21 protein-coding genes are annotated in these 21780 nt (G+C 64.1%); 17 read left to right on the top strand and 4 right to left on the bottom strand.

Annotation, left to right across the window (positions count from 1 at the left end; genetic code table 11):
- Positions 1-60: 60 nt before the first annotated feature.
- Entirely contained in the window at positions 61-1128 is a 1068-nt protein-coding gene (gene chvE / locus BM075_RS01010; protein WP_093358597.1) for a multiple monosaccharide ABC transporter substrate-binding protein, read from the bottom strand.
- Positions 1129-1531: 403 nt separating this feature from the next.
- On the opposite strand from chvE, the gene BM075_RS01005 reads away from it, so the two are divergent.
- The 15 genes from BM075_RS01005 (at position 1532) to BM075_RS00935 (ending at position 17249) form a co-directional block, all read left to right on the top strand.
- On the top strand, positions 1532-2929 hold the full coding sequence (locus BM075_RS01005; protein ID WP_093358595.1) for a MarR family transcriptional regulator: 1398 nt from the start codon (positions 1532-1534) through the stop codon (positions 2927-2929).
- Between the two features lie 537 nt (positions 2930-3466).
- Positions 3467-5167: a ribulokinase gene (locus BM075_RS01000; RefSeq protein WP_093358593.1), complete on the top strand. Its 1701-nt coding sequence runs from the start codon at positions 3467-3469 to the stop codon at positions 5165-5167.
- A 532-nt stretch (positions 5168-5699) separates the two neighbouring features.
- Positions 5700-6533: a transporter substrate-binding protein gene (locus tag BM075_RS00995; RefSeq protein WP_093358591.1), complete on the top strand. Its 834-nt coding sequence runs from the start codon at positions 5700-5702 to the stop codon at positions 6531-6533.
- Positions 6534-6558: 25 nt separating this feature from the next.
- Entirely contained in the window at positions 6559-7221 is a 663-nt protein-coding gene (locus BM075_RS00990) for an amino acid ABC transporter permease (protein ID WP_093358589.1), read from the top strand.
- Between the two features lie 8 nt (positions 7222-7229).
- Positions 7230-7892: an amino acid ABC transporter permease gene (locus BM075_RS00985; RefSeq protein WP_093358587.1), complete on the top strand. Its 663-nt coding sequence runs from the start codon at positions 7230-7232 to the stop codon at positions 7890-7892.
- Positions 7893-7901: 9 nt separating this feature from the next.
- Positions 7902-8669, top strand: coding sequence for an amino acid ABC transporter ATP-binding protein (locus tag BM075_RS00980; RefSeq protein ID WP_093358585.1), 768 nt, complete (start codon positions 7902-7904; stop codon positions 8667-8669).
- 13 nt (positions 8670-8682) lie between these two features.
- Positions 8683-9072 carry a RidA family protein gene (locus BM075_RS00975; protein WP_093358582.1) on the top strand — a complete coding sequence of 130 codons (390 nt, stop codon included), beginning with the start codon at positions 8683-8685 and terminating at the stop codon, positions 9070-9072.
- Between the two features lie 52 nt (positions 9073-9124).
- Positions 9125-9934: an IclR family transcriptional regulator gene (locus BM075_RS00970; protein ID WP_093358580.1), complete on the top strand. Its 810-nt coding sequence runs from the start codon at positions 9125-9127 to the stop codon at positions 9932-9934.
- Between the two features lie 158 nt (positions 9935-10092).
- A complete protein-coding gene (locus BM075_RS00965; RefSeq protein WP_093358577.1) occupies positions 10093-11268 on the top strand; it encodes an ROK family transcriptional regulator in 1176 nt (391 codons plus the stop codon).
- Entirely contained in the window at positions 11265-12083 is an 819-nt protein-coding gene (locus BM075_RS00960; protein WP_093358575.1) for an ATP-binding cassette domain-containing protein, read from the top strand. Before BM075_RS00965 ends, BM075_RS00960 begins: the two co-directional genes overlap by 4 nt.
- Entirely contained in the window at positions 12080-13120 is a 1041-nt protein-coding gene (locus tag BM075_RS00955; RefSeq protein ID WP_093358573.1) for a sugar ABC transporter substrate-binding protein, read from the top strand. Before BM075_RS00960 ends, BM075_RS00955 begins: the two co-directional genes overlap by 4 nt.
- 66 nt (positions 13121-13186) lie before the next feature.
- Positions 13187-14182 carry an ABC transporter permease gene (locus BM075_RS00950; protein ID WP_093358571.1) on the top strand — a complete coding sequence of 332 codons (996 nt, stop codon included), beginning with the start codon at positions 13187-13189 and terminating at the stop codon, positions 14180-14182.
- Positions 14179-14949: an SDR family oxidoreductase gene (locus BM075_RS00945; RefSeq protein WP_093358570.1), complete on the top strand. Its 771-nt coding sequence runs from the start codon at positions 14179-14181 to the stop codon at positions 14947-14949. Before BM075_RS00950 ends, BM075_RS00945 begins: the two co-directional genes overlap by 4 nt.
- Positions 14946-16046, top strand: a complete 1101-nt coding sequence (locus tag BM075_RS00940; protein ID WP_245758706.1) for an alanine racemase — start codon at positions 14946-14948, stop codon at positions 16044-16046. The genes BM075_RS00945 and BM075_RS00940 overlap by 4 nt, the downstream gene beginning before the upstream one ends.
- A gap of 78 nt (positions 16047-16124) precedes the next feature.
- A complete protein-coding gene (locus BM075_RS00935) occupies positions 16125-17249 on the top strand; it encodes an aminotransferase class V-fold PLP-dependent enzyme (protein ID WP_143089799.1) in 1125 nt (374 codons plus the stop codon).
- Between the two features lie 9 nt (positions 17250-17258).
- Here BM075_RS00935 and BM075_RS00930 read toward each other — a convergent pair whose 3' ends face one another.
- The gene (locus BM075_RS00930) at positions 17259-18167 is read right to left on the bottom strand and encodes a carbohydrate kinase family protein (RefSeq protein WP_093358566.1); all 909 of its coding nucleotides are present in this window, start codon (positions 18165-18167) and stop codon (positions 17259-17261) included.
- A gap of 4 nt (positions 18168-18171) precedes the next feature.
- Positions 18172-19137, bottom strand: coding sequence for an SIS domain-containing protein (locus BM075_RS00925; protein WP_093358564.1), 966 nt, complete (start codon positions 19135-19137; stop codon positions 18172-18174).
- Between the two features lie 276 nt (positions 19138-19413).
- On the opposite strand from BM075_RS00925, the gene BM075_RS00920 reads away from it, so the two are divergent.
- Both BM075_RS00920 and BM075_RS00915 read left to right on the top strand, forming a co-directional pair.
- On the top strand, positions 19414-20064 hold the full coding sequence (locus tag BM075_RS00920) for a dienelactone hydrolase family protein (RefSeq protein ID WP_093358562.1): 651 nt from the start codon (positions 19414-19416) through the stop codon (positions 20062-20064).
- Positions 20061-20732 carry a phosphoribosyltransferase gene (locus BM075_RS00915; RefSeq protein ID WP_245758705.1) on the top strand — a complete coding sequence of 224 codons (672 nt, stop codon included), beginning with the start codon at positions 20061-20063 and terminating at the stop codon, positions 20730-20732. Before BM075_RS00920 ends, BM075_RS00915 begins: the two co-directional genes overlap by 4 nt.
- Before the next feature lie 19 nt (positions 20733-20751).
- On the opposite strand, the gene BM075_RS00910 is transcribed toward BM075_RS00915, so the two are convergent.
- Positions 20752-21429, bottom strand: a complete 678-nt coding sequence (locus BM075_RS00910; RefSeq protein ID WP_093358560.1) for a DUF2270 domain-containing protein — start codon at positions 21427-21429, stop codon at positions 20752-20754.
- Positions 21430-21780 lie beyond the last annotated feature (351 nt).

The raw sequence follows: 21780 nt of genomic DNA, 5'->3' as shown, positions 1-21780 counted from the left end.
TTATGATGGCTTTCTTGCCGGGGGTGGGGCAGCGCCCAAAGGCGCCGCCCCGGGAGGACCTCACTCGATCTGATCCTTGCTGTAGTAGCCGCTGCCAATCAGGATATCTTCCCAGTTGGTCGCATCCACCGGCACGGGTTTCAGAAGGTAGGAGGGGACGACCTTGACACCGTTGTCGTAGGTCTCGGTGTCATTTATTTCCGGCTCGCCGCCCGCAAGCAGCGCATCGACCATGCCCACGGTCACGCGCGCCAGTTCACGGGTGTCCTTGTAGACCGTCGAGTATTGCTCGCCGGCAATGATCGACTTGATCGAGGGGATCTCGGCGTCCTGGCCGGTCACGATCGGCATCGGCAGGTCGCCGGAGCCGTAGCCCACGCCTTTGACCGAGGAGAGGATGCCGATGGACAGGCCGTCATAGGGCGACAGCACGCCGTGAAGTTGCGTGTCGGTGTAGTTGGCGGAAAGCAGGTTATCCATGCGCGCTTGCGCGACGGCGCCGTCCCAACGGAGCGTGCCAACTGTATCCATGCCGGTCTGGCCGGACACGATGTTGATCTTGCCTTCGTCGATCAGCGGCTGAAGCACGCTCATTGCGCCGTCGTAGAAGAAGTAGGCGTTGTTGTCGTCCGGGCTGCCGCCGAAGACCTCGATGTTCCAGACCTCTTCGTCCGGGAAGCGCTCCTTCAGGCCGTCGACGAGCGAGGTGCCCTGGATGACGCCGACCTGGAAGTTGTCGAAGGTCGCGTAGTAGTCGACGTTGCCGGAATCCCGGATGAGCCGGTCATAGGCCACGACCTTGATGTCGGAGGCGGCGGCATTCTCGAGCGCGGCCGACAGCGTGGTGCCGTCGATTGCACCAATGACCAGCACGTTCACCCCCTTCAGCATCATCGTCTCGATCTGCTGAAGTTGGTTGGCGATGTCGTCCTCAGCGTACTGCAGGTCAGTGGTGTAGCCGGCCTCTTCGAACTGCTTCACCATGTTCTCGCCGTCGGCGATCCACCGCGCGGACGATTGCGTCGGCATGGAGATTCCGACGAACCCTTCGGCATTCGCCGCGGCGGTGCCGACCGCGAAGGCCAAGGCGCCGATGGCCAGAGCCGATGTCCAGTTGTACTTTCTCATCAAGTCTTCCTCCCGAACATGCGCACCGTCAGGCACGCTGTTGACGTTACACTTCGGAGCGCCGTTCGCGATGGAAAGCAATTCGGGGGTGGGGCTGCGTGTGGCGTTCGCCGTAGAGCGCTGTGCCGTAGGGTCGAGTGTCGAACTCGCCCGGCCGCAACCGTTTTCTCCGATGACCTCCCTTGGAACAGCGTCCCGCCATGCGGGGTCCAAAACGCTGTCTGTTCTGTCCTCCGGGATCTACTCTTTCAGGAAAATACCAGACACGACAGTCGCCAAACGGCCATTGATATGGACGATTCTCCTTTTTTCGGTGCATGCCGATCAGCCGGGGCCAGCCAACGGGATTCTTGACGAAACCCAGCAATAGCGTAAGTTAGATATCTAACAGAGCGATGACCTCATGACCTTTCCCAACGAAGATCTGGATCGGAACATGGACGCGTTCATGCTGTTCTTTCGAATCCACATCGATCCGATCCTGCACCGGACGCGCTTCCAGGGACGAGGCTTTCTCGAAAGCGAGATCAAGGTGGCGACTGTCCTGGCGCAGCGGGAGGAGCTATCACCGACGCAGCTCAGCCGGCACCTCAACATGCAGAAAGGGAGCCTGACGTCGGTTCTGCGCCGATTGGAGCGCCTTGGGTTTGTCATGCGTCGTGACATGGCGCGAGGCGGGCGCCGGTACCATGTGCGCCTGACTCCGGCCGGACAGGCTTTTGCCGAGCACCTGGCCCGGCAGCGACGTAGGGGACTCGATGCCCTGTTTGCGACGATGGCGCCCGATAAAATCGCGGAGGCAGCACACGGGCTTGGCCTGATCGCCGAGCATCTCGAAATGCTGGAGGAGGAGACGATGGAACAAGACCTGGAAACGAGGCAGAAGCCGCTGCACTGGTATCATGCCGCCAGCCCCGAGGATCGGGAGGAATACAACGCCTACGGCCCCTGGATCGTGAAGGTGGCGTCGGAAGAGGATATGCCGCCCCGCTTCCGTCCGTTTTACGCGGCCGACAAGGATGCGCGCATCCTGCTCAAGGTGCCGCGGAAGGAGGATCGCCGGGAGTTGCGACCGGGCATGGACCTCTACCGGGACGTAATCGCGCTCTTTGGGCGCGGCCTCACGCTTCGGCGGCTCGGTCCTGACGGCATCTATACGCTCGAGTTCCCGTGGGACCGAATTGCGGCCATCGGCTGCGAAAGTGACCTTCTGAAGGGCGTCTGGACAATCTACGCCGCCGACGGCTCCCGGGTCGACCTCGAGTACAACCGGGTGTCGGTCGACACGATCAACACGGCGACGGACTTCGTGCGAGAGCATCTGAACGGACCCGACGTCGATCCCACCCACGCGGAAAGGGCCACGGAGCATGCCGTGGAGATACCGGCGACGGAAGTGTTTTTCGGCTCGGTCCTGCACGAGATCCAGCTTCGGGGTCCGGGCCTTGTGACCGCCATCCACTTCGAGCCGCGGAGCACGCACCTCGGCTCGGCGGGCGAGGGGGAAGGCGCGGCAAATGGGATGATGGTTCTGGAGACGCCGCACGAACTGGTCCTGGTAAGCCGCGACACGGACCCGAGCGGGCACCACGATTCTGCCTATGCCTCGAGCGAGCTGTTCCTGCCGTTTGCGCGGATGACGGGCTACAGTCTGACACCAACGGGCGAGAGGGAGGGGGCGATGTATTCGCTCACGCTCCAATTCGAGAAGCACGCCATAGACCAGTCGTTTGGAAGATCGCCGGACGCGGTGGTCGCGCTGCTTCAGGCCCGTGGCATCCCGCAACTGATGGCGGACTAGATGCGGCACCCAACGAGCCTAGGCCCGAGAGGGAACAGGATGGTCATGGATGAGGGCGGCCGCGACGTGGCCCCTTCTAAACCGACGCTCGCACACGCCATGGATAACCAACGCGATTTGGCTCGGCGGATAAAAGGAGAATTGTCCATATCAATGGCCGTTTGGCGTCTGTGCGCATCCGTGGAAACCTGCACAATGGGAAACGGAGGAGAAGTCAGAAAGCGCGCTGTATCCCGCCTGACGGGGCGCTGAAAGGGAGGGTATCCGGTCAATCGATCCGTTGGAGCCGTTCGTCGCGCTCTGACGAGATGTGAACGCCGTTCGCACGGATGGCCCCCGCGATGCTTGACCGAAAGCGGCTCCCAACCATTGAATGGCGTCCGGTCACGCTGTCCGGGCGCGTGCATCGTCCCGAATGGGCCGTCAAAGATCGAAAGAGTGCAAAGCACCGGAACTGCATCAGAAAGGTCTCTTGCGACTGACTTTGATACGAGGCGCGCGAGGATGACCCCAAAGCGAAAAGTGGAAGGTCACAACATGGCACAATCCTATTCCATCGGCCTGGACTACGGGACCAACTCTGTGCGGGCGGTCGTGGTCGATTGCAGCGACGGGTCGATTATCGGATCGGCCGTCGTCAACTATCCCTCGGGCCATCAGGGCATTCTGCTTGACCCGACGGACCACAACCTCGCCCGCCAGAATCCGGCGGACTACCTTTACGGTCTTGAACACGCGGTTGCCGGCGCGCTGGAGGAAGCGGCGGAGCACACCGATTTCGACCGGTCCAAAATCGTCGGCATCGGTGTCGATTCCACTGGCTCCAGTCCCCTCCCGGTCGATGGCAACAACCGTGCCCTTTCCATGACGCCCGACTTCAGGGACAACCTGGCGGCGATGTGCTGGCTCTGGAAAGACCATACGAGCTGGCGCGAGGCAGAGGAATTTACGCGCATCGCGCAAAAGGAGCGTCCTGAGTACCTCGACATATGTGGCGGCACGTATTCGTCGGAATGGTGGTGGGCGAAGATCTGGCACTGCAAGAATGTCGCGCCGGACGTTTTCGACGCAGCGGCATCCTGGGTCGAACTCGCCGATTGGGTTCCGTCCGTCCTGGCCGGGCGGTCCAAGCCGTCGGAGGTGGTGCGTGGTGTGTGCGCGGCGGGTCACAAGGGCCTCTACAATCCGGCCTGGGGTGGGCTGCCGGCCGCCGAATTCCTCGCCAAGCTCGATCCGGCACTCGCGGACTTGCGGGAGCGCCTTTACGACACGGCCTACGATCTGGACACCCCGGCGGGCGCTCTGAGCGCAGAATGGGCGGAGCGGCTTGGCCTGCCGGAAGGCATCGCCATCGCCATCGGCGCCTTCGACAACCACTACGGCTCGATCGGGTGCGGCATCCAGGAGGGTGCGCTCGTCAAGGTGATCGGCACGTCCACTTGTGACTGCGCGATCGTGTCTCCGGAAAACAACCCCGGAACGATTCCGGGCGTTTGCGGGATTGTCGAAGGGTCGATCCTGCCCGGGGTCTACGGTATCGAAGCCGGTCAGTCGGCCGTCGGCGATCTTTTCAAATGGTGGGTCGAGGGTATCTGCCAGGGGGACGGCGCCCTGCATGGCACGCTGACCGACGAGGCTGCGAAATTGGCGCCGGGCCAGTCGGGCCTGCTGGCGCTGGACTGGAATAACGGCAACCGCACGGTTCTGGTCGACCAGCGCCTGACGGGCGTGATCCTGGGCCAGACCCTGCACACCAGCCGCGCCGAAATCTATCGAGCGCTGATCGAGGCCACCGCCTTTGGCGCGCGGGTGATACTCGAGCGGCTGAGGGAGTGCGGCACGCGGGTGGACACGATCATTGCCGCGGGCGGCATCGCGGAAAAGAACCCGATGCTGATGCAGATCTATGCGGATGTCATGCAGACGCCGATCCGGGTGTCGACCTCGCAGCAGACCTGCGCGCTCGGGGCTGCCATCGGGGCCGCCTTTGTCGGTGGGCCGCATAGCAGCCTCGATGACGCCGTCGCGGCGATGACCAGCCTGAGAGATACGACCTACACGCCCGATCCGGCCCGGGCTGCGATCTACGACAAGCTCTTTGCCCTGTATCGGCAGGTTCACGATGCCTTCGGCGGCGTGACCCAGGCCGCGGACCTGTCGCGTGTCATGAAGGACCTGATAGACCTGAAAACCGCGACCGCACAGGATGCGCCGTCCCGCTCTATGGAAGTCGCCTGAGGCTATTTAGGGGCCTGCTGCCAAGGGCAAGCGGCTAGAGCTCGCTTACTCGTCCCGCGTCGTCGTTTCTGATGATGCGGGGCGAGACCAATTAGGCGTTCCCAACCATCCAAAATGGTCTGACACACCCTGGATTCCGGGGTGGCAACCTCATGGGCGGCAGGCGCAATTCATGCAGCGCGCCGCTCGTTGACGGACCCCGCCAGCAGAGAGACACCCGGTCCCCGCGTAAGTCCGAGCGGTGTCGTCGCCTGTGCTAATTCCTTCAGCAATATCGTCCGCAGCTCTCCCGCAGATCTCGTTTCAGGTGACAGTTGCCAAGCTGTGTCAGAGTCCGTCTGGGGCGCGGGTGGCCTCTCCTGTACCGGCCAAGCTCTGGTCGGCGGGGACTGCTCGAACGTCCGGACGCAAAATCGTTGCGAGCCCAGTGCACTCAATTTCCAGTTGACAAGTGACGGGGCAGGGAAGGACCATCATTCCATAATAGCACAATCCATTCCGGTATAATGGAACACCCAACGTGGAGGCTCCCATGCTCACTACTCTGGTCCGATATGGGTCGACCGCTTTCGTCTGCGGCGTCCTTGCAAGTGCCGCTCATGCTGACAAACTTCAGGATGTGCTCGACCGCGGGCGTCTGATCGCCGGCACGGGCAGCACGAACGCGCCCTGGCATTTCATGAACGACAGCAACGAACTGGTTGGCTTCGACGTCGACATGCTTCGTCTGATCGCCAAGGGTCTGTTCGACGACCCGGACGCCATCGAATTCGTCAACCAGTCGGGCGATGCCCGCATCCCGAACCTTGCGACCGACAAGGTCGACGTGACCTGCCAGTTCATGACCGTAACCGCCGGTCGTGCCCAGCAGGTCGAATTCACCGTTCCGTACTACCGGGAAGGCGTGGGCCTGATGATGATGGCCGACGGCGACTATGCCGATTACGAAGCGCTGAAAGGGGCGGGCTCCGACGTGACCGTTTCGGTGCTTCAGAACGTCTATGCCGAGGACATGGTGCATGAGGCGCTGCCCGACGCCAAGGTCGACCAGTACGAGAGCGTCGATCTGATCTACCAAGCGCTGAATTCCGGCCGCGCAGATGCAGCGGCGACCGACCAGTCCTCCCTGAGCTGGTTCATGAAGCAGAATCCGGACCGCTACGCCGACGCCGGCTATGGCTGGAACCCGCAGAGCTATAGCTGCGCGGTGAAGCCGGGCGACCAGCGCTGGCTGAATTTTGTAAACGCGGTCCTGCACGAGGCGATGACGGGTGTCGAGTTCAACACCTACGCCGCGTCCTTCGAGGAGTGGTTCGGCGTGAAGCTGGACCCGCCGCAAATCGGTTTCCCGGTCGAATTCAAGTAGACAAGCGCACTCCCGAGGGCGGTCAGTGGACTACGACTTCAACTTCGCGGCGGTGTGGCGGGACTTCGACCTGCTGCTTTCCGGACTGGGGCTTGGCCTTGTGCTGGCCGTGGTCTCCATCGCGATTGGATGTCTGATCGGTCTGCTGGCCGCCTTTGGAATGCTCTCCCGGCACGCGCCGGTTCGATGGGTGTCCACGGCCTATGTCTCCGCGATCCGGAATACGCCGATCCTCGTCCTGATCCTCTTCACCTATTTCGCCCTGCCGCAACTCGGCGTGCGGCTCGGCAAGATCGAGAGCTTCATCGTCACCCTGGCGATCTACTCGGGCGCGTACCTGACCGAAGTGTTCCGCTCCGGTCTCGTCTCGCTTCCGCCCGGTTTGCGGGAGGCCGGGCTGACCATCGGCCTCACCGAATTCCGAACCAAGATCCTCATCACCATCCCGGTGATGTTCCGGAACGTGCTTCCGGCCCTGGGCAACAACTTCATTTCGCTCTTCAAGGACACCTCGCTCGCGGCTGCCATCGCGGTGCCGGAACTCACCTTCTATGCCCGCAAGATCAACGTGGAGACCTTCCGCGTGATCGAGACCTGGCTGGTGGCGAGCCTGATGTACGTCCTGGCCTGTTCGATCATCGCAGCGCTGCTGCGACAGGTCGAGGCACGGCTGGCGATCCCGCGGTAAGTGCCAGCATGGACGTTCTGCAAACCCTCGACGCCATCTGGTCCGCCCGCGTGCCGATCTTGCACGGGCTTGGCAACACCATCCTGATTTCGCTCCTGTCCATCGTCATGGGAACGATCCTTGGCGTGGTGGTGGGGCTTCTGTTGACCTACGGAAACTGGTTCGTCCGGCTGATCGTCCGGCTCTATTCCGACTTTCTGCGCGGCACGCCCGTCTTCGTGCTGATCCTTGCCTGCTTCTACATCCTGTCGGTTGTGGGCATTCAGCTCACTGCCTTCCAGGCCGGCGTCTTCGCCCTCACGCTGTTCTGCAGCTCGCATGTGGGGGAGATCGTTCGGGGCTCGCTACAGGCCATCCCCGCCGGTCAGACGGAGGCCGCGAAATCGATCGGTCTCACGTTCTTCGGCACGTTCTTTTCCGTCCTGCTGCCGCAGGCGCTACGGATGATCCTGCCGACCTGGGTCAACACGGCGACGGAGATCGTAAAGGCCTCGACGCTGCTGTCCATCATCGGGGTGGTCGAGTTGCTGCTGTCGGTTCAGCAGGTTATCTCCCGCACCTACCTGAGCCTAGAACTCTACTTCTTTGCCGGTTTCGTCTTCTTTCTGGTCAATTTCACGATCGAAAAGGTCGGCCGTTTTGTCGAGCGCAAGGTTGCTCTGCCCACCTGAGGTCCGCCCATGACTGTCCCCGTTCTCGAGATCAGGAACCTGCACAAGCGCTTCGGCTCGGTCGAGGTGCTGAAGGGCATCGACCTGACAATGCAGAAGAGCGACGTTGTCAGCCTGATCGGGGCGAGCGGGTCGGGGAAGACCACGCTGCTGCGTTGCGTGAACCTGCTGGAGGATTACGAGGAGGGCGTCGTCGCGGTGGCCGGCGAGCAGATCGGCTATGTCGAGCGGAATGGCAAGCGGGTACGCCTGCGAGAGCGCGAGATTGCCCGCCAGCGCGCGATGACCGGCATGGCGTTCCAGCAGTTCAACCTCTTCCCCCACATGAGCGCGATCCGCAACGTCATGCTGGGTCTGGTCAAAACCCGCAAGATGTCCAAAGACGAAGCCTATGCCACCGCGGAATCCTGGCTGGAGCGCGTGGGCATGGCGGATCGGAAGGATCACTATCCCGGCCAACTCTCCGGCGGGCAGCAGCAGCGGGTGGCGATTGCCCGCGCCATCGCCATGAACCCGCAACTCATGCTGTTTGACGAGGTCACCTCCGCACTCGACCCGGAACTGGTGGGCGAGGTCCTGTCGGTGATCAAGGGGCTTGCAGCCGACGGCATGACCATGCTGCTGGTGACCCACGAGATGCAGTTCGCCCATGACGTGTCGAACAAGGTCGTCTTCATGCAGGATGGCCGCATCGCCGAGGAAGGTTCGCCCGACCAGCTTTTCTACCACCCGAAATCGGAACGCCTCGCGGCCTTCCTGAAAAACTCCAAATTCTGAGAAGGATCCGACAATGACGATCAAGAGACATGGTGTGAACGAATCAAAGGGCTCGGGAAAACAGGCCCTTCCCTTTGCAAAGGCGACCGAAGCCGACGGCTGGCTCTATGTGTCGGGCCAGACGCCCATGGTGGACGGCGAAGTGATCGACGGGGGTATCGTGGTTCAGGCCCATCAAGCGATCCGCAACATGCTCGCCATCGTGGAAGACGCGGGCTACAGCGCCGCCGACATCGTGCGCATCGGGGTCTGGCTGGACGATGCCCGCGACTTCTGGAGCTTCAACAAGGTCTTCGCAGAGTATTTCGGGGAGCATCCGCCGGCGCGCGCCTGCGTCCAGTCGTCGATGGTTGTGGACTGCAAGGTGGAACTCGACTGTATCGCTTATCGCAAGACAACCTGACCCGGATGCACTAAGTGAAGTGGACCGACCGAGGAAACGGATCTGCTTTGGGATGAGCCAGTCGACACCGAAACCGCAGACAAGGACCAAAGAACGCGGCCTGGAACGCGCCTTTCTCCTGCTCGATTACCTGTGCGCTGCGGGAGCACCGCAGCGCCCGATCGAGATTGCGACCGGTATGGGGGCGCCCAAATCGTCGATCTACGAACTCGTCGGTTTGCTGACGACGGCTGGCGTGCTGGAACGGACGGATGCCGAGGGACGTGTCTTCTTGGGGCGCAAACTCCATTTCTGGGGCGTGAACTATCTCAAGGGGTTCGACGTCACGCGACACGCGCGCCCGGTGCTGGAGGGGATCACCGCGAAAACACGGGAGACTTCGCAGCTCTGCATGCTGGATGGCGACAAGTACTACGTCGCCATGATGAACGAGGGCAGCCGCCCGTTCCGCATCAGTTCGGACGTCGGCGAACGCACCCCGATCCCATGGACGGCCTCTGGCAGGCTGTTGCTCGGTCACCTCTCCGATGACGAGATCCTCGATCTGATTCCGCCGGACGACTTCACGTATTCCAATGGCGGCTCCATCGCGCCGCGAGACTTCATCGCCAGCGTGCGTAAGGCGTGGGCGGAGAAGTTCTTTTCGTTCGACAGTGTTGCCGACAACTTCACCCACTGCTTTGCCGCCCCTGTCCTCGATGCCGACGGCCTGTGCCAAAGCACGGTCTGCATCGTGGCGCCCAAAGAGGACGCCATGGCGCATTACGCCGACTATCGCGCCGCGCTCGTCGAAGCCGGGCGTGAACTTTCCCGGCGTCTCGACAGCCGCGAGGCCGGCAGGAACGGGCTTGCCGCCGAATAGGGCGCCACGAACCGCCCACTTTCCAATCTTTCGTGACCGCCAATTGGCAGCGTTCCGTGCAAGCGCGCGTTGAGTTTGCGCTGCCCGAATTTTTAATTCAGATCATTTGACTGAAAGACGGATTTGTCCCTATCCTCGATTCACGCGTGGAGAGGACGATGCTTAAAGGGACCAATCAGGAGCTGGGGCGACCGCACAATCGGAGGATTGTCCTGGAGGCGATCCGCCAGCATGGGCCGATCTCCCGCGCCGAGATTGCACGCCGGATCGGGCTGACGGTCCAGACCGTGTCCACCATCACCGCCGAACTTCACGAGGGTGGGTTTGTCTCCCTGACGCCCGGCAAGCCGAAGGGCCGCGGATTTCCTGCGCCGTCCCTTCAGGTCAACCCCGACGGCGGCTGCGCCTGCGGCATCTACGTAACGCCGCGCGGCATCGAAGCGGGGGTCATCAACCTGTCCGGCCGGCTCCTCGGCCGGCGCGTATTGCAAGAAACCCAGATCTCAGCCGACCGGGCCTTCGCATGGATCTCGGACATGGTCTCCGAACTTGTAGACGGCTGGTCGCCAGACCGGGTGATCGGCGTCGGACTGGCCCTTCCGGGTCCCTTCGACATCGAATCCATGAGTTTCGTCGGGCCGACCACGATGCAGACCTGGGGCGGCGTGGACGTGTACGACCGCCTGAAGGCGGCGGTCCCGTTCCCGGTCTTCGTGGACGTGGACAGCGCTGCGGCGGCTCATGGCGAACGGCTCTATGGGCTCGGCGACCGGCTGGATAATTTCTACTACCTTTTCCTCGGCGTGGGGCTGGGCGGTTCCATCATCTACAACAGTCGCGTGATGCGCGGCGCATGGGGAAACGCCGGTGAGATCGGCCACGTCCCGCTCGTTCCCGGCGGCGAGCTGTGCGCGTGTGGCAACCGGGGCTGCCTGGAACGCTACGTCTCACTGGAAGCGTACGACCGGCGGGTCGCGGAGATCGGGGAGGAGGCCTGGCTGGAGGAGATCGCGCCGATCTTCCGTGCGGCCATCGTCACCATCGAGAACCTCTTCGACCCTGAAACCGTCGTTCTCGGCGGCGTTGCCCCGGTCGAATTGCGTCGGAAGTTGCTCGAGCTTGCTGACGACCTGCCCAATTCCCTTGCAGCGCGCCAGGATCGGACGGTCCCGCGCGTTGTGCTGTCCGACGGCGGCGCGGATGCTGTCCTGCTAGGGGCCGCGTCTCTTGCGGTCTCCCGCGTCTTCTCGCCGGAACCGCCGCCGGCAAACGAGCCGAAAGACGACATCGGCGATCCCCTCGATCGCTCCCGCGAAAAGGAGAGTGCCGCATGACCGACGGTGAGCCGTTGCTGAAGCTGGAACGGATCAAGAAGCACTTCGGTGCGATCGAGGCCCTGCGCGGCGTCGATATGACAGTGTCCAGGGGTGAGGTGGTGGCGCTGCTTGGAGACAACGGTGCGGGCAAGTCTACGCTGGTGAAGATCATCGCCGGAACCTATCCGCCATCTTCGGGACGGCTCATGTTCGAAGGCGAGGAACGGTACTTCGCTTCGCCGAAGGAAGCCAAGGCGGCAGGAATCGAAACCGTCTACCAGGACCTGTCGCTCTGCACGAACGCCGACGTTGTCGCGAACTTCTTCATGGGGCGCGAGATAACCAAGCGCTACCTCGGCATCCCGGTTCTTCAGGAGCGCGAGATGGAGAAGGTGGTCGCCGAAGCCATGCGGAATGCCGGCACCAAAATTCCATCGCTGCGGGTGAATGTGGAGAACCTGTCGGGCGGCCAGCGTCAGGCGATCGAGCTCAACCGGTTCGTGCATTGGGGCGGCAAGCTCGTTGTGCTCGACGAGCCTTTCGCGGCGCTCGGGGTGGAGCAGACGCGCCGCGGGCTGGAGATGATCCGCCGCGTCGCCGCCGGCGGCATCGGCGTCATCGTCATCACGCACATCATGGAACAGGCCTTCCAGGTCGCGGACCGTCTCGTCGTCATTCGGCAGGGCGCGGTCGCGGGCGATCTGAAGCGCGAAGAGACGACCCCCGAAAAGGTGATCGACCTGATCACCGGTGGAACCCTGTCCGATGCCGGGACGGACGGGGATGGGGGCAATTCCGACCCGGCATATCAACGGGAGAAGACCAGGCTATGAGAAGTATTCTGAAAACGGCCATCGGCGCCGCAGTCGCGGGCCTGGCGCTCGCATCCGCCGCTTTTGCCCAGGACAAGGGCAAGATCTACTACATGGTTCCGACGCTGCTGGACGAGTTCCAGACAGAATCCGTCAGTGCGATCGAGAGCTTCATGGGGCAGGTCGGCTATGAGGTGGAAACGCTGAACGCCGACAACAAGACCGACGTCCAGCAAGGGCAGATGGACACGGCCATCCTGACCAATCCCAAGGCCATCATCCTTGCGGCCGTCGATTTCAACGCGCTGGCGCCCTACATCGACAAGGCGCGGGAAGCCGGCGTGCCGGTGATGATCTTCGACCGGCAGATCACCTCGACGGAGTCGGACTTCACCTCGGTCGCGGGAACGGTCGAGATCGGTCACGTTGCCGCCGGCGAAATCCAGCGGCTCCTTGAGGAGAAGAATGGCGAGGTCAAAGGCAAGGTCCTGCAGGTTCTCGGCGATCCCGGCGACCCGTACACGCTCGATATCCAGAAGGGGTTCGAGGAATTGATGGCCGACTACCCGGATGTCGAGATTATCACCAAACCGGCGATGCAGTGGGAAGCCTCCAACGCCGGCTCTATCGTGGCAGATCAACTGCTGGCGAACCCCGATATCGACCTGATCTTCGTGCATGCGGCGCACTTGGCGGTGGCCGCGGTCGCCTCGCTCGAGTCCGCTGGCAAGCAGCCGGGCGACGTGATGCTGGTGTCCTCCAACGGCGCGCCCGTGGGCCTCGACCTGATCCGGCAGGGTTGGGAGCAAGTCGAAGTCGAGCAGCCGCTCTATGCCCAGGCCGCGGCTTTGGCGATGTTCGCTGACAAGGTCGCGAACGGCGAGGAGCTGGAGCCCGGCATGTATGAGGTGCTCGGCCTTGAGTCGGAACTGACGATCGAAGACTGGGGCCCGGATCTCAAGATCCCCGGCGCCGCAATCACGCCCGAAAACGTGGACGAGGCCCGCTTCTGGGGGAACCTGAAGGCGCCCGAAGGCCCGATCGAACCGGTCAAGTAACACAACGAACGCCATCCGCCGGGCTGCATCGCGTGGCCCGGCGGCACTTCGAACAAGGGCCATTCCATGTCACCAGCGCGCCGCGCCACCATTGAATTTCTGCTCGACAACCTGGTCTGGCTGATGCTCATCGTCGTCCTTGCCGTGTTCTCGGCGACAATCCCGAACTATTTCCAGTTCGGAATCTTCGCGAACATTTTCGAGCAATCCACATTCGTCGGGGTGATGGCGATCGGCCTTGCCATCGTGATCATCGCCGGCAACCTCGACCTTTCCGTGGAGTCGACCGCGGCCCTCTCGGCCATGGTGACGGGCATGCTCTTCGCTTCGAGCGGCGTCGGCATGGGGATCTCGTTTTCCCCGGCCTGGCTGATGCCGGTTGTCTCGCTCCTGATTGCCCTGGCCGTCGGCGGCATCATCGGGTTTCTGAACGGGTTCTTCGTGATCCGGGTCGGCATGTCCGCCTTCATCGTGACCCTGGCGTCCTTCATCTGGGTGCGCGGCCTCGTCGTGGCGATTTCGGGCGGGCGCAGCGCCCAAAATCTTGCGCCGTCGATCCGCATCATCGGGATGGAAGATATCCTCGGCGTGCCGCTTCTGGCCTGGATCTCCGTCCTCTGCTTCGCGATCTTCGCCTTCGTCATGGCAAAGACGACTTTCGGCCGGTACATCACGCTGGTGGGTGGCAACAAGGACGCCACATTCCGCGCCGGTATCAACAGCGACCGGATCCTGTGGTCGAGCTTCATCGTCGCCGGGGTTCTGGCCGGTTTGGCAGGCTGGCTGCTGGCGATCCGCACCTCGGGCGCTACGGCGAACCTTGGCGTGGGAATGCTCTTCAACGCCTTCGCAGCCGTCGTGATCGGCGGCGTCAGCCTGAAGGGCGGCATCGGCAAGTTACCCGGCGTCTATGCCGGGGTCCTGTTGCTTTATTCCATACACACCGCCATCAACCTCATGGGCCTGCCGGCGCATTTTACGCAGATGATCCTCGGTGGCCTTGTGCTGGCGGCGGTGCTGCTCGACACTTTCAAGCTGCGGCTGAGGGAGAAACTGCTGTGAACGGACGGCTGAACGGAAAAGTTGCACTGGTTGTCGGTGGGGCGCGGGGCATCGGCGGCGGAATCGCCGTGCGCTTCGCCGCCGAAGGGGCCGGAGTCGTGATCGCCGATCTGGAGGACGACGCGGGCACGGCCCTCGCCGACAGTCTCGGTGGCCTCTACATTCGCACCGACATCTCCGATGCCGAGGAGGCGGAACGCGCCGTTGCTGCGGCGGTGGACAAGTTCGGCCGTCTCGACATCCTGGTCCAGAACGCCGGGATCTATCCCTGGACGCTGATCGAAAACACCAGCCCGGAGGAGTGGGCGAAGGTGATGGCGGTCAATCTCGGCGGCTGTTTCCTTGCCGCACGGGCCGCGCTGCCCCCGATGAAGGCACAAGGGTCGGGGCGCATGATCTTTACCTCGTCGATCACCGGGCCACACGTCACCAGCCCCGGTCACGGCCACTACTCGGCCAGCAAGGCCGGGATCAACGGGTTCATCCGGGCGGCGGCGCTGGAGTTCGCGGGGTACGGCATCACCGTCAACGGGGTGGAGCCCGGCAACATCCTGACCGACGGGATGAAGTCGCATCGCAGCCCCGAATTCATCGAAGGCATGGCGCGGTCGATCCCGCTCGGCCGAATGGGGACGCCGGAAGACGTCGCGAACGCGTTTCTCTACCTGGCATCCGACGACGCGGCCTATGTCACCGGAACGACCATCGTCGTCGACGGCGGGCAGCTGCTCCCGGAGGGCAGCGACTTCCGGATCACCCCGTCATGACCGCGCGCGGAATCGAAACCTATTTCGACATCGAGCCGGTCGAGGATGCTATGCTCGAAACGCCGGTTCCGGTGGTGGATCTCGACGTGGCCGAGAGGAATATCCGCCGCTGGCAGGCGCGGTGCGACCAGCTCGGGCTCGCCAATCGGCCGCATGTCAAGACCCACAAGCTGACCGGACTGGCGCGGTTCCAAATGGACGTCGGGGCGCGGGGTATCTGCGTTCAGAAGCTGGGGGAGGCCGAGGTTATGGCGGATGCCGGCATATCCGACATCCTGATGACATTCAACGTGGTCGGCGCGCCCAAGCTCAAGCGCCTTGCGGCTTTGGCAAGGCGGACCAGCATCTCTCTGGTGGCCGACAATGCCGAGGTCGTCGCGGGAATCGGCGCGGCCGGGCGGAGCGCGGGGCGGGAGATCGACATTCTGGTCGAATGCGAGACTGGCGCTGGCCGCAACGGGGTGCAGAGCCCGCTGAAGGCGCGCGAATTGGCGTTGCTGATCGACCGCACCGAGGGGGCCCGCTACAGCGGACTCATGACCTATCCGGCCACGGGCACCCGGACAGCGGCCGCCGCCATTCTGACCGAGGCGCGGGACCTTATCGCCGACGCCGGGCTCGAAACGCACGTGGTCAGCACGGGCGGCTCGCCGGAGATGTGGAGCGATGAGGGGCTCGGCGTGGCGACCGAATACCGGGCTGGCACCTACGTCTACTTCGACCGCTCGCTGATTGCGACGGGTGCCTGCACGCATTCGGACTGCGCCCTGATGGTGCGAACGACGGTGGTGAGCGTGCCGACGGAGGACCGCGCCATCCTTGATGCCGGTTCCAAGGCCCTGACGAGCGACCTGATCGGGCTGCAGGACTTCGGCTGCGTGCCAGATCTGGAGGATGCGCGGGTCTACAAGCTCAACGAGGAGCATGGCTACCTCGACATCTCCGGCACCGACCGAAAGCCGAAAGTTGGCGATGTGCTCGACGTGCTGCCGAACCACGCCTGCCCGGTGAGCAATCTATTCGACCGGGTCGCGCTGAGCCAGGGCGGCAAGCTCCTCGGCCTGACCCGCGTCGATGCGCGCGGGCTGGTCTGGTAGGGCAGGGTGGCAGTGCGGTCCGACCCCCGGCAGGCGGCCTTGCGAGGCTGTCCAACCATCATCAATGCCGCAGGAACGTTGACACGCCTCTCCGGCGGGCCGCTCGCGCCCGGTGTTCTGGAGGCGATGGCGGAGGCGGATGCCGTTTCGGCGGACATGTTCGAGGTGCAGGCCCACGCCTCCCGGGCCATCGCGGCGGCGACGGGCGCGGAAGCGGGCCTGGTCACGGCAGGCGCGTCGTCCGGCCTGCTACTCGCCGCGGCTGCGTGTCTCGCCGGGTTCGACGTTGCGCGCATGAACGCGCTGCCGGAGCCGGGGGACCGTTCGGAGATCGTCGTCGCCCGAGGCCAGCGCAATGGCTACGACCATGCCCTTCGCACGTCGGGCGCGCGCCTGATCGAGATCGGACTGCCCGAGGCGCTCGCCGGGGCGGGGATCCGCGATGCCGAGCCTTGGGAGTACGAAAGTGCCATCGGCCCGCACACCGCCGCCATCCACTACGTCCAGAGCGACCAGACGCGGCCGGCCCTCGCGGCGGTTGCGGACGTCGCGAAGCGGCATGGCCTGCCCTTGATCGTCGATGCCGCGGCTGAACTGCCACCGGCTGACAATCTCAGGCGCTTCATCGCAGAAGGCGCGGACCTTGTCGTCTATTCCGGCGGGAAGGTCCTCGGCGGACCGGCCGGAACCGGTATTCTTTGCGGGCGGCGGGACCTTGTGGCCTCGGCGGCACTGCAAATGCTCGACATGGATGTCGACTGGTCGAGTTGGCATCCTCCGGCCGACTTCATAGACAAGGCGACACTCCCCGGCCTGCCACGTCAGGGAATCGGGCGGTGCTGCAAGGTCGGCAAGCACGAGGTCTTCGGGCTTTTGGCCGCGCTTGACCATTTCGTCGCCGAAGGCGATGCGGTGCGCCACGCGCACTGGCTCGCGGTCTGCGAGCAGATCGTCGTCGGAAGCACTCTGCCGCCGGGGTGCGAGGCCACAATTGAGGGTGCGGACGATACCGGCGCAATCCCGGTCGTGGTGCTCTCCTGCGAAAATGCCAATGCGGCCGCACAATTGCGCGCCGCCCTCGTGGGCTGGGACGAGCCGGTGCATACGGGCATAGACCCGTTCCGGCCAAGATGCCTCATGGTGAACCCGGTCTGCCTCCGCCCGCGGGAGATCCCGACGGTCATCGCGGCGCTGTCAGGCTGAGCGCATCGCTTAGCCCGGACCCGCGTCGTAGCTCCGCGGAAAAGTGGAGATCGCGTAGGATGCGGTGCGAACGCCTTGCGTCGCGGCCTCGTCCAGCGAATGCCCCTCCGCCAGCGACTTGAGGAAGCTCGCGTTGAACACGTCACCGGCACCGATAGTGTCGACGACCCGGACCTCCGGCGCGGCCGCCCGGATCTCCGCCGCTCCCTGAAAGACCAGCGCACCCCCGGGGCCGATCTTTACCACGACCATGCCGTCGGGCCGAAGCTTGTCCAGCAGCGCCTCCCCGGCAAGCCGTGGATCCCGCTGCCCGGACAGCGCGGTGGCCTCGGCCTCGTTCACCAGAAGGCAATCCGTCCCGCGCAACCAGTCACCCGCGCGCCTCCGGGTGTCGCCCTCCCAGCCTTCCGGGGGCCACCCAGTATCCAGCGCCACGCGCACATTCCGAGCCTGGCAATGCGCGAACAGCTCCGGGAGGTCGCGAGCAAGCCTCGGCGTCAGGAACGTGCCACAGAGCAGCAGCCATCCGCCGGCCAGCGCTGGCCAATCGATTCCGTCGCGAACCTCCTGCCAGCCGAGGTCGAGGAGGTGGCCGGTGTTGGTGAAGAACGTGCGTTCGCCATCGGGATGAGTGATCCCCACGGAAACGGTCGACGGCCCGTCGGACACGGTCCAGCCTTCGGACTGCGGCACGAGCTGGTCCCGCATCCATGCGCCGTACAGATCGTTGCCGGTGTTGGCCACGAACTGAAACGCAGCCCCGAGGCCCTTCCACGTCAGCGCGGAATTCGCTGCCGACCCGCCGACGCGCAGCTCCGAATGCTCCACCATGATCTCCGAGCCGGGGAGCGGCCAGGGCGCGGCGGGGCCGAGGATCATGTCGACATTCACGTTTCCGACGACGGCAAGCGGCTGCATGGGGTTACTCGATCCTGGTAATCTTCTGGGAATGGCGGGGCGTTCCCACATCGGCCACCCGTGACGTTGCGAAGGCGACCATGAACGTTTGTACTGCCGGCAGCAAACGGAACACGGCCGGTATGTCGGTGGCGGCGGGCACGACCACGGTCTCCGCACCGTCGATGGGCGCATCCCCCGACGCGTCGAAGACGACCAGAGGGGCGCCGGTTTCGATCACGGCTTCGGCGAGGGAGGCAACGAGGGCCGATGTTTCATCCTGTCCCCTGACCATGACAACGCCCACGCTGGACCCGAGCATTTCAAGGGGACCATGGCGCAACTGGCCGCCCTCCAGCGACAGGACCGGCAGGCGGGAGAGTTCGGTCAAGCCGAGCGCCATCGCGTCAGCCAGCCCGCGCAGTCGCCGCCCGCTGGTGACGACCGCCTCCACCGCGACGAACCGGGCAAGCGCGGCGGAGAGGTCGGGCACCTGCGGGTCGGAAAGGATGTCTTCAAGGTCGTCCATCGGGGCGCCGAGGCGCGCCAGAACGGCTGCGTGCGAGGCAAGGGTCACGGTCAGGCTGCGTGTCGCGGCGAAGGCCGTCTCGATCCCGCCCGCGCCGAGGAGGCACGGCACCAACCGCGCCAGGCTCGAGGTCGGGTCAAGCGTCACCCCATAGGTGTGAGCCGGTGCGGGGTCAGCCCGGAAGTGCCGCAGGATCTCCGCGCTTTCACCAGACTGCGACGTCAGCAGAGCGGCCCATCCTGCAAACGCCGACGGCTGGTCGAGGTGCTCCGACAAGGGGAGCGCAACCGCATCGTAGCCAAGGGCACGATAGAACGGCTCCACCGTACGCCCGACGGCATGGGACGCACCCATCCCGAGAAGAAGGACCCGACCTGTTTCGCGGATGCTGGCCGCCACCATGTCTGCCACACCACCCGCTGTCTGAAACGCGGCAAGGGCGTCGGCGTGTTGGCGCGCCATTTCGGATCGGATCGCGGAGAGGCCAGGGGGTGTGCAGTTCGATGAGGACACAGTGGCCCCTTTTGATTGTCCGTAGTCTCCTGCCGATGCGGACGGGCCAGCGACAGAGGGGCGCCGGACTGGCGACCCGGGCGCAGGGTATTCCGTTTGTGAAGAAAAACCAAACCCCACCAAGGGTGTGCGGCCGGCGCGGAATACAGGTCGCGACCGCGCGTTGATTCCGATCAATGAACATCCGGCGATACGTGCCATTCTGTACCAAATGGAGGTGGTACGATGCAGATGCGCACTGCCATCATCGGGCCGACCCGGCTGGAAGGCGGGCTCGTCAGTCCGTCCGATCCCAGGGGCCTCGTGATCTTTGCCCACGGCAGCGGCAGCAGCCGGTTCAGCCCGCGCAACACCTACGTCGCCGAAGCGCTGCAAGCTCGAGGATTTGCCACGCTCCTCTTCGACCTTCTGTCGACGTCGGAGGCGGAGGATTGTGCCAACGTCTTCGACATTCGGCTCCTTGGGCGACGGGTTCTCGAAGCGGTCCTTTGGGCGCATACGGAGCCGGCTGTCGCAAACCTTGCGATCGGTCTCTTCGGAGCGAGCACTGGCGCGGCTGCTGCCCTCGTCGCCGCAGCCGAAGCGCCGGGGGCAATAGCTGCCGTGGTTTCCCGCGGCGGGCGGCCCGATTTGGCGGCCGGGGCGCTGCACCGCGTACGTGCCCCGACGTTGCTTTTGGTTGGGGGCGCGGACTGGGGCGTCATCGAATTGAACGAAAGCGCCTTTGCCCAGCTTCACTGCGAGAAGCGCCTGACCGTGGTGCCGGGGGCCACGCATCTGTTCGAGGAACCGGGCACGCTGGAGGCTGTGATCGACCATGCGGCCGATTGGTTCGAGGCCCATTTGCACCGCCATGGGCAAGGGAGCCTGACATGAGCGACATGATCTTCGCGGACCGGCGCGACGCCGGAAGGAAACTCGCGGAGGCCGTGAACAGCCTGCTTGCGCGCCACCCGGGCATCGACGACCCGGTTCTTCTGGCGCTCCCGCGCGGCGGCGTTCCTGTCGCCTGGGAAGTGGCACGCGCAATCGGGGCGCCACTGGACTTGGTGATGGTGCGAAAGATTGGTGTCCCATGGCAGCCGGAACTGGCCGCCGCGGCGGTCGTCGATGGCGAGACCGCCCAGCTGGTGATCAACGATGAGGTCGTCGCATCGGCCAACATGACGGCGGACGAGATTGAGGCGGCTAAGGCGCAGCAACTCGAGGAGATCCGGCGCCGGCGGCAGCTTTATCTCCGGGGCCGCGCCCCGGTTCCGGTCGAAGGCCGGGATGCGATTGTCATCGACGATGGCGTGGCTACCGGCGCGACGACCCGCGCGGTGCTGAAGGCGGTGCGGCTGCGTCGGCCCAGGTCGCTGACGCTCGCCGTCCCGGTTGCGCCGCCCGACACGGCCGCGAAACTGCGCCGGGAGGTCGATCACCTCGTCTGCCTGCAGACCCCGCGCGTCTTCTACGCAATCGGTCAGTTCTACGCGGACTTCACGCAGGTCAGCGACGCGGAGGTCGTGGCGATCCTCCGCCAGTCGACAGGCGAAGCGTAAGCGGTTCCGCTCGGGCCCGTCATCCGAAGGCACGCCCGAGCCTGGCGGTGCGTTCCCTGTCAATCCGGCGCGTGATCCAGGCGGCTGCAATGAATAGTCCGAGGTAGAGTGCGCCAAACGCCAGAACGATTTCACCCGGCAGCGGGCCGGTGTCGGCCCTGTCGATGACCTGCCCGATGGACGCCGCAGGGATCGGATGGATCACCAGCTTTCCGACATAGGCTGCGGACTGGATCGCGAGAATCCAGAGGTAGTTGCGCCGAATACGCCGGCCGAATGCAATCAGGAAGGTGACATGGTATTTCGGGTGTTCGTAATCGTCGGCAAACCCCGTCAGCGCATCGTATTCGGCGTCGAGGTCGCCTTTGCGCAGGACGGGGGCGTAGAGATGGACCTCCAGAAACCGCGTCCGGTGCCGCCAAACGTCGAAGTACCGGTATCGCCGGGCTTCGAGCAGCAGCAGTGTCCAGATCAGCGTGCCAACGATCAGCAGGGGCAGGGGCGACGCTTCGGGGCTGGAAAAGCTGATCGATAGAGCGACGCCGAGGGAGACGACGGACCAGTTGGTCGTGGTGTCGAGCCGCGTTCGCCACACGGTGCTGCGGTAGACCTCCGCGCGGTAGAGGTGGGCGAGGGCCCCGATCTCGGCGGCGTTGAATTTCCGCTCGAAGGGGTCGGCGATAGAGTGATCGGACATGACAAGCTTCCTTGATACGCGCCGGAGCGGGTGCCGGCTCTGGGCGCAATCATAGCCAGAGATGCCGAAAACGCCCTCTCTCCTTGGTGTCCACATGGCCTGCAGGGCGGCGGCGCCTCTGGTGCCCCGTATGTTGCATTTTTCGGCCATTGGGGTAGGCTGAAAGGGCGTTGATCCTGGACTTTTCTGCCGTCGAACAGCACCGCCCGAACCACAATTCGGGCGGCTTGGAAGATCGTCTTTGCAAGTGTCCGCGCCAGTGGCGCGATGAGGTAACGCCCGCCAAATTCCCGCGAAAGCCCGGTATGGCCGTGTCGGTAAGCAGGCGTCGGCACACGCAAGGGTAGTTCC

Origin of the sequence: Tropicimonas isoalkanivorans (assembly GCF_900112335.1) — a bacterium.
Lineage (GTDB): Bacteria > Pseudomonadota > Alphaproteobacteria > Rhodobacterales > Rhodobacteraceae > Tropicimonas > Tropicimonas isoalkanivorans.
Note: the sequence above shows the minus strand (reverse complement) of the source record. Positions and strands in the feature narration are given on the sequence as shown.

Coding starts and splice junctions, on each gene's coding strand:
- BM075_RS00910 (WP_093358560.1), bottom strand. CDS start 21,429: ATGTCCGATCACTCTATCGCCGACCCCTTCGAGCGGAAATTCAACGCC.
- BM075_RS00940 (WP_245758706.1), top strand. CDS start 14,946: ATGACCGCGCGCGGAATCGAAACCTATTTCGACATCGAGCCGGTCGAG.
- BM075_RS00995 (WP_093358591.1), top strand. CDS start 5,700: ATGCTCACTACTCTGGTCCGATATGGGTCGACCGCTTTCGTCTGCGGC.
- BM075_RS00980 (WP_093358585.1), top strand. CDS start 7,902: ATGACTGTCCCCGTTCTCGAGATCAGGAACCTGCACAAGCGCTTCGGC.
- BM075_RS01000 (WP_093358593.1), top strand. CDS start 3,467: ATGGCACAATCCTATTCCATCGGCCTGGACTACGGGACCAACTCTGTG.
- BM075_RS00960 (WP_093358575.1), top strand. CDS start 11,265: ATGACCGACGGTGAGCCGTTGCTGAAGCTGGAACGGATCAAGAAGCAC.
- BM075_RS00970 (WP_093358580.1), top strand. CDS start 9,125: ATGAGCCAGTCGACACCGAAACCGCAGACAAGGACCAAAGAACGCGGC.
- BM075_RS00930 (WP_093358566.1), bottom strand. CDS start 18,167: ATGCAGCCGCTTGCCGTCGTCGGAAACGTGAATGTCGACATGATCCTC.
- BM075_RS00965 (WP_093358577.1), top strand. CDS start 10,093: ATGCTTAAAGGGACCAATCAGGAGCTGGGGCGACCGCACAATCGGAGG.
- BM075_RS00925 (WP_093358564.1), bottom strand. CDS start 19,137: ATGGCGCGCCAACACGCCGACGCCCTTGCCGCGTTTCAGACAGCGGGT.
- chvE (WP_093358597.1), bottom strand. CDS start 1,128: ATGAGAAAGTACAACTGGACATCGGCTCTGGCCATCGGCGCCTTGGCC.
- BM075_RS00985 (WP_093358587.1), top strand. CDS start 7,230: ATGGACGTTCTGCAAACCCTCGACGCCATCTGGTCCGCCCGCGTGCCG.
- BM075_RS00950 (WP_093358571.1), top strand. CDS start 13,187: ATGTCACCAGCGCGCCGCGCCACCATTGAATTTCTGCTCGACAACCTG.
- BM075_RS00975 (WP_093358582.1), top strand. CDS start 8,683: ATGACGATCAAGAGACATGGTGTGAACGAATCAAAGGGCTCGGGAAAA.
- BM075_RS01005 (WP_093358595.1), top strand. CDS start 1,532: ATGACCTTTCCCAACGAAGATCTGGATCGGAACATGGACGCGTTCATG.
- BM075_RS00915 (WP_245758705.1), top strand. CDS start 20,061: ATGAGCGACATGATCTTCGCGGACCGGCGCGACGCCGGAAGGAAACTC.
- BM075_RS00955 (WP_093358573.1), top strand. CDS start 12,080: ATGAGAAGTATTCTGAAAACGGCCATCGGCGCCGCAGTCGCGGGCCTG.
- BM075_RS00920 (WP_093358562.1), top strand. CDS start 19,414: ATGCAGATGCGCACTGCCATCATCGGGCCGACCCGGCTGGAAGGCGGG.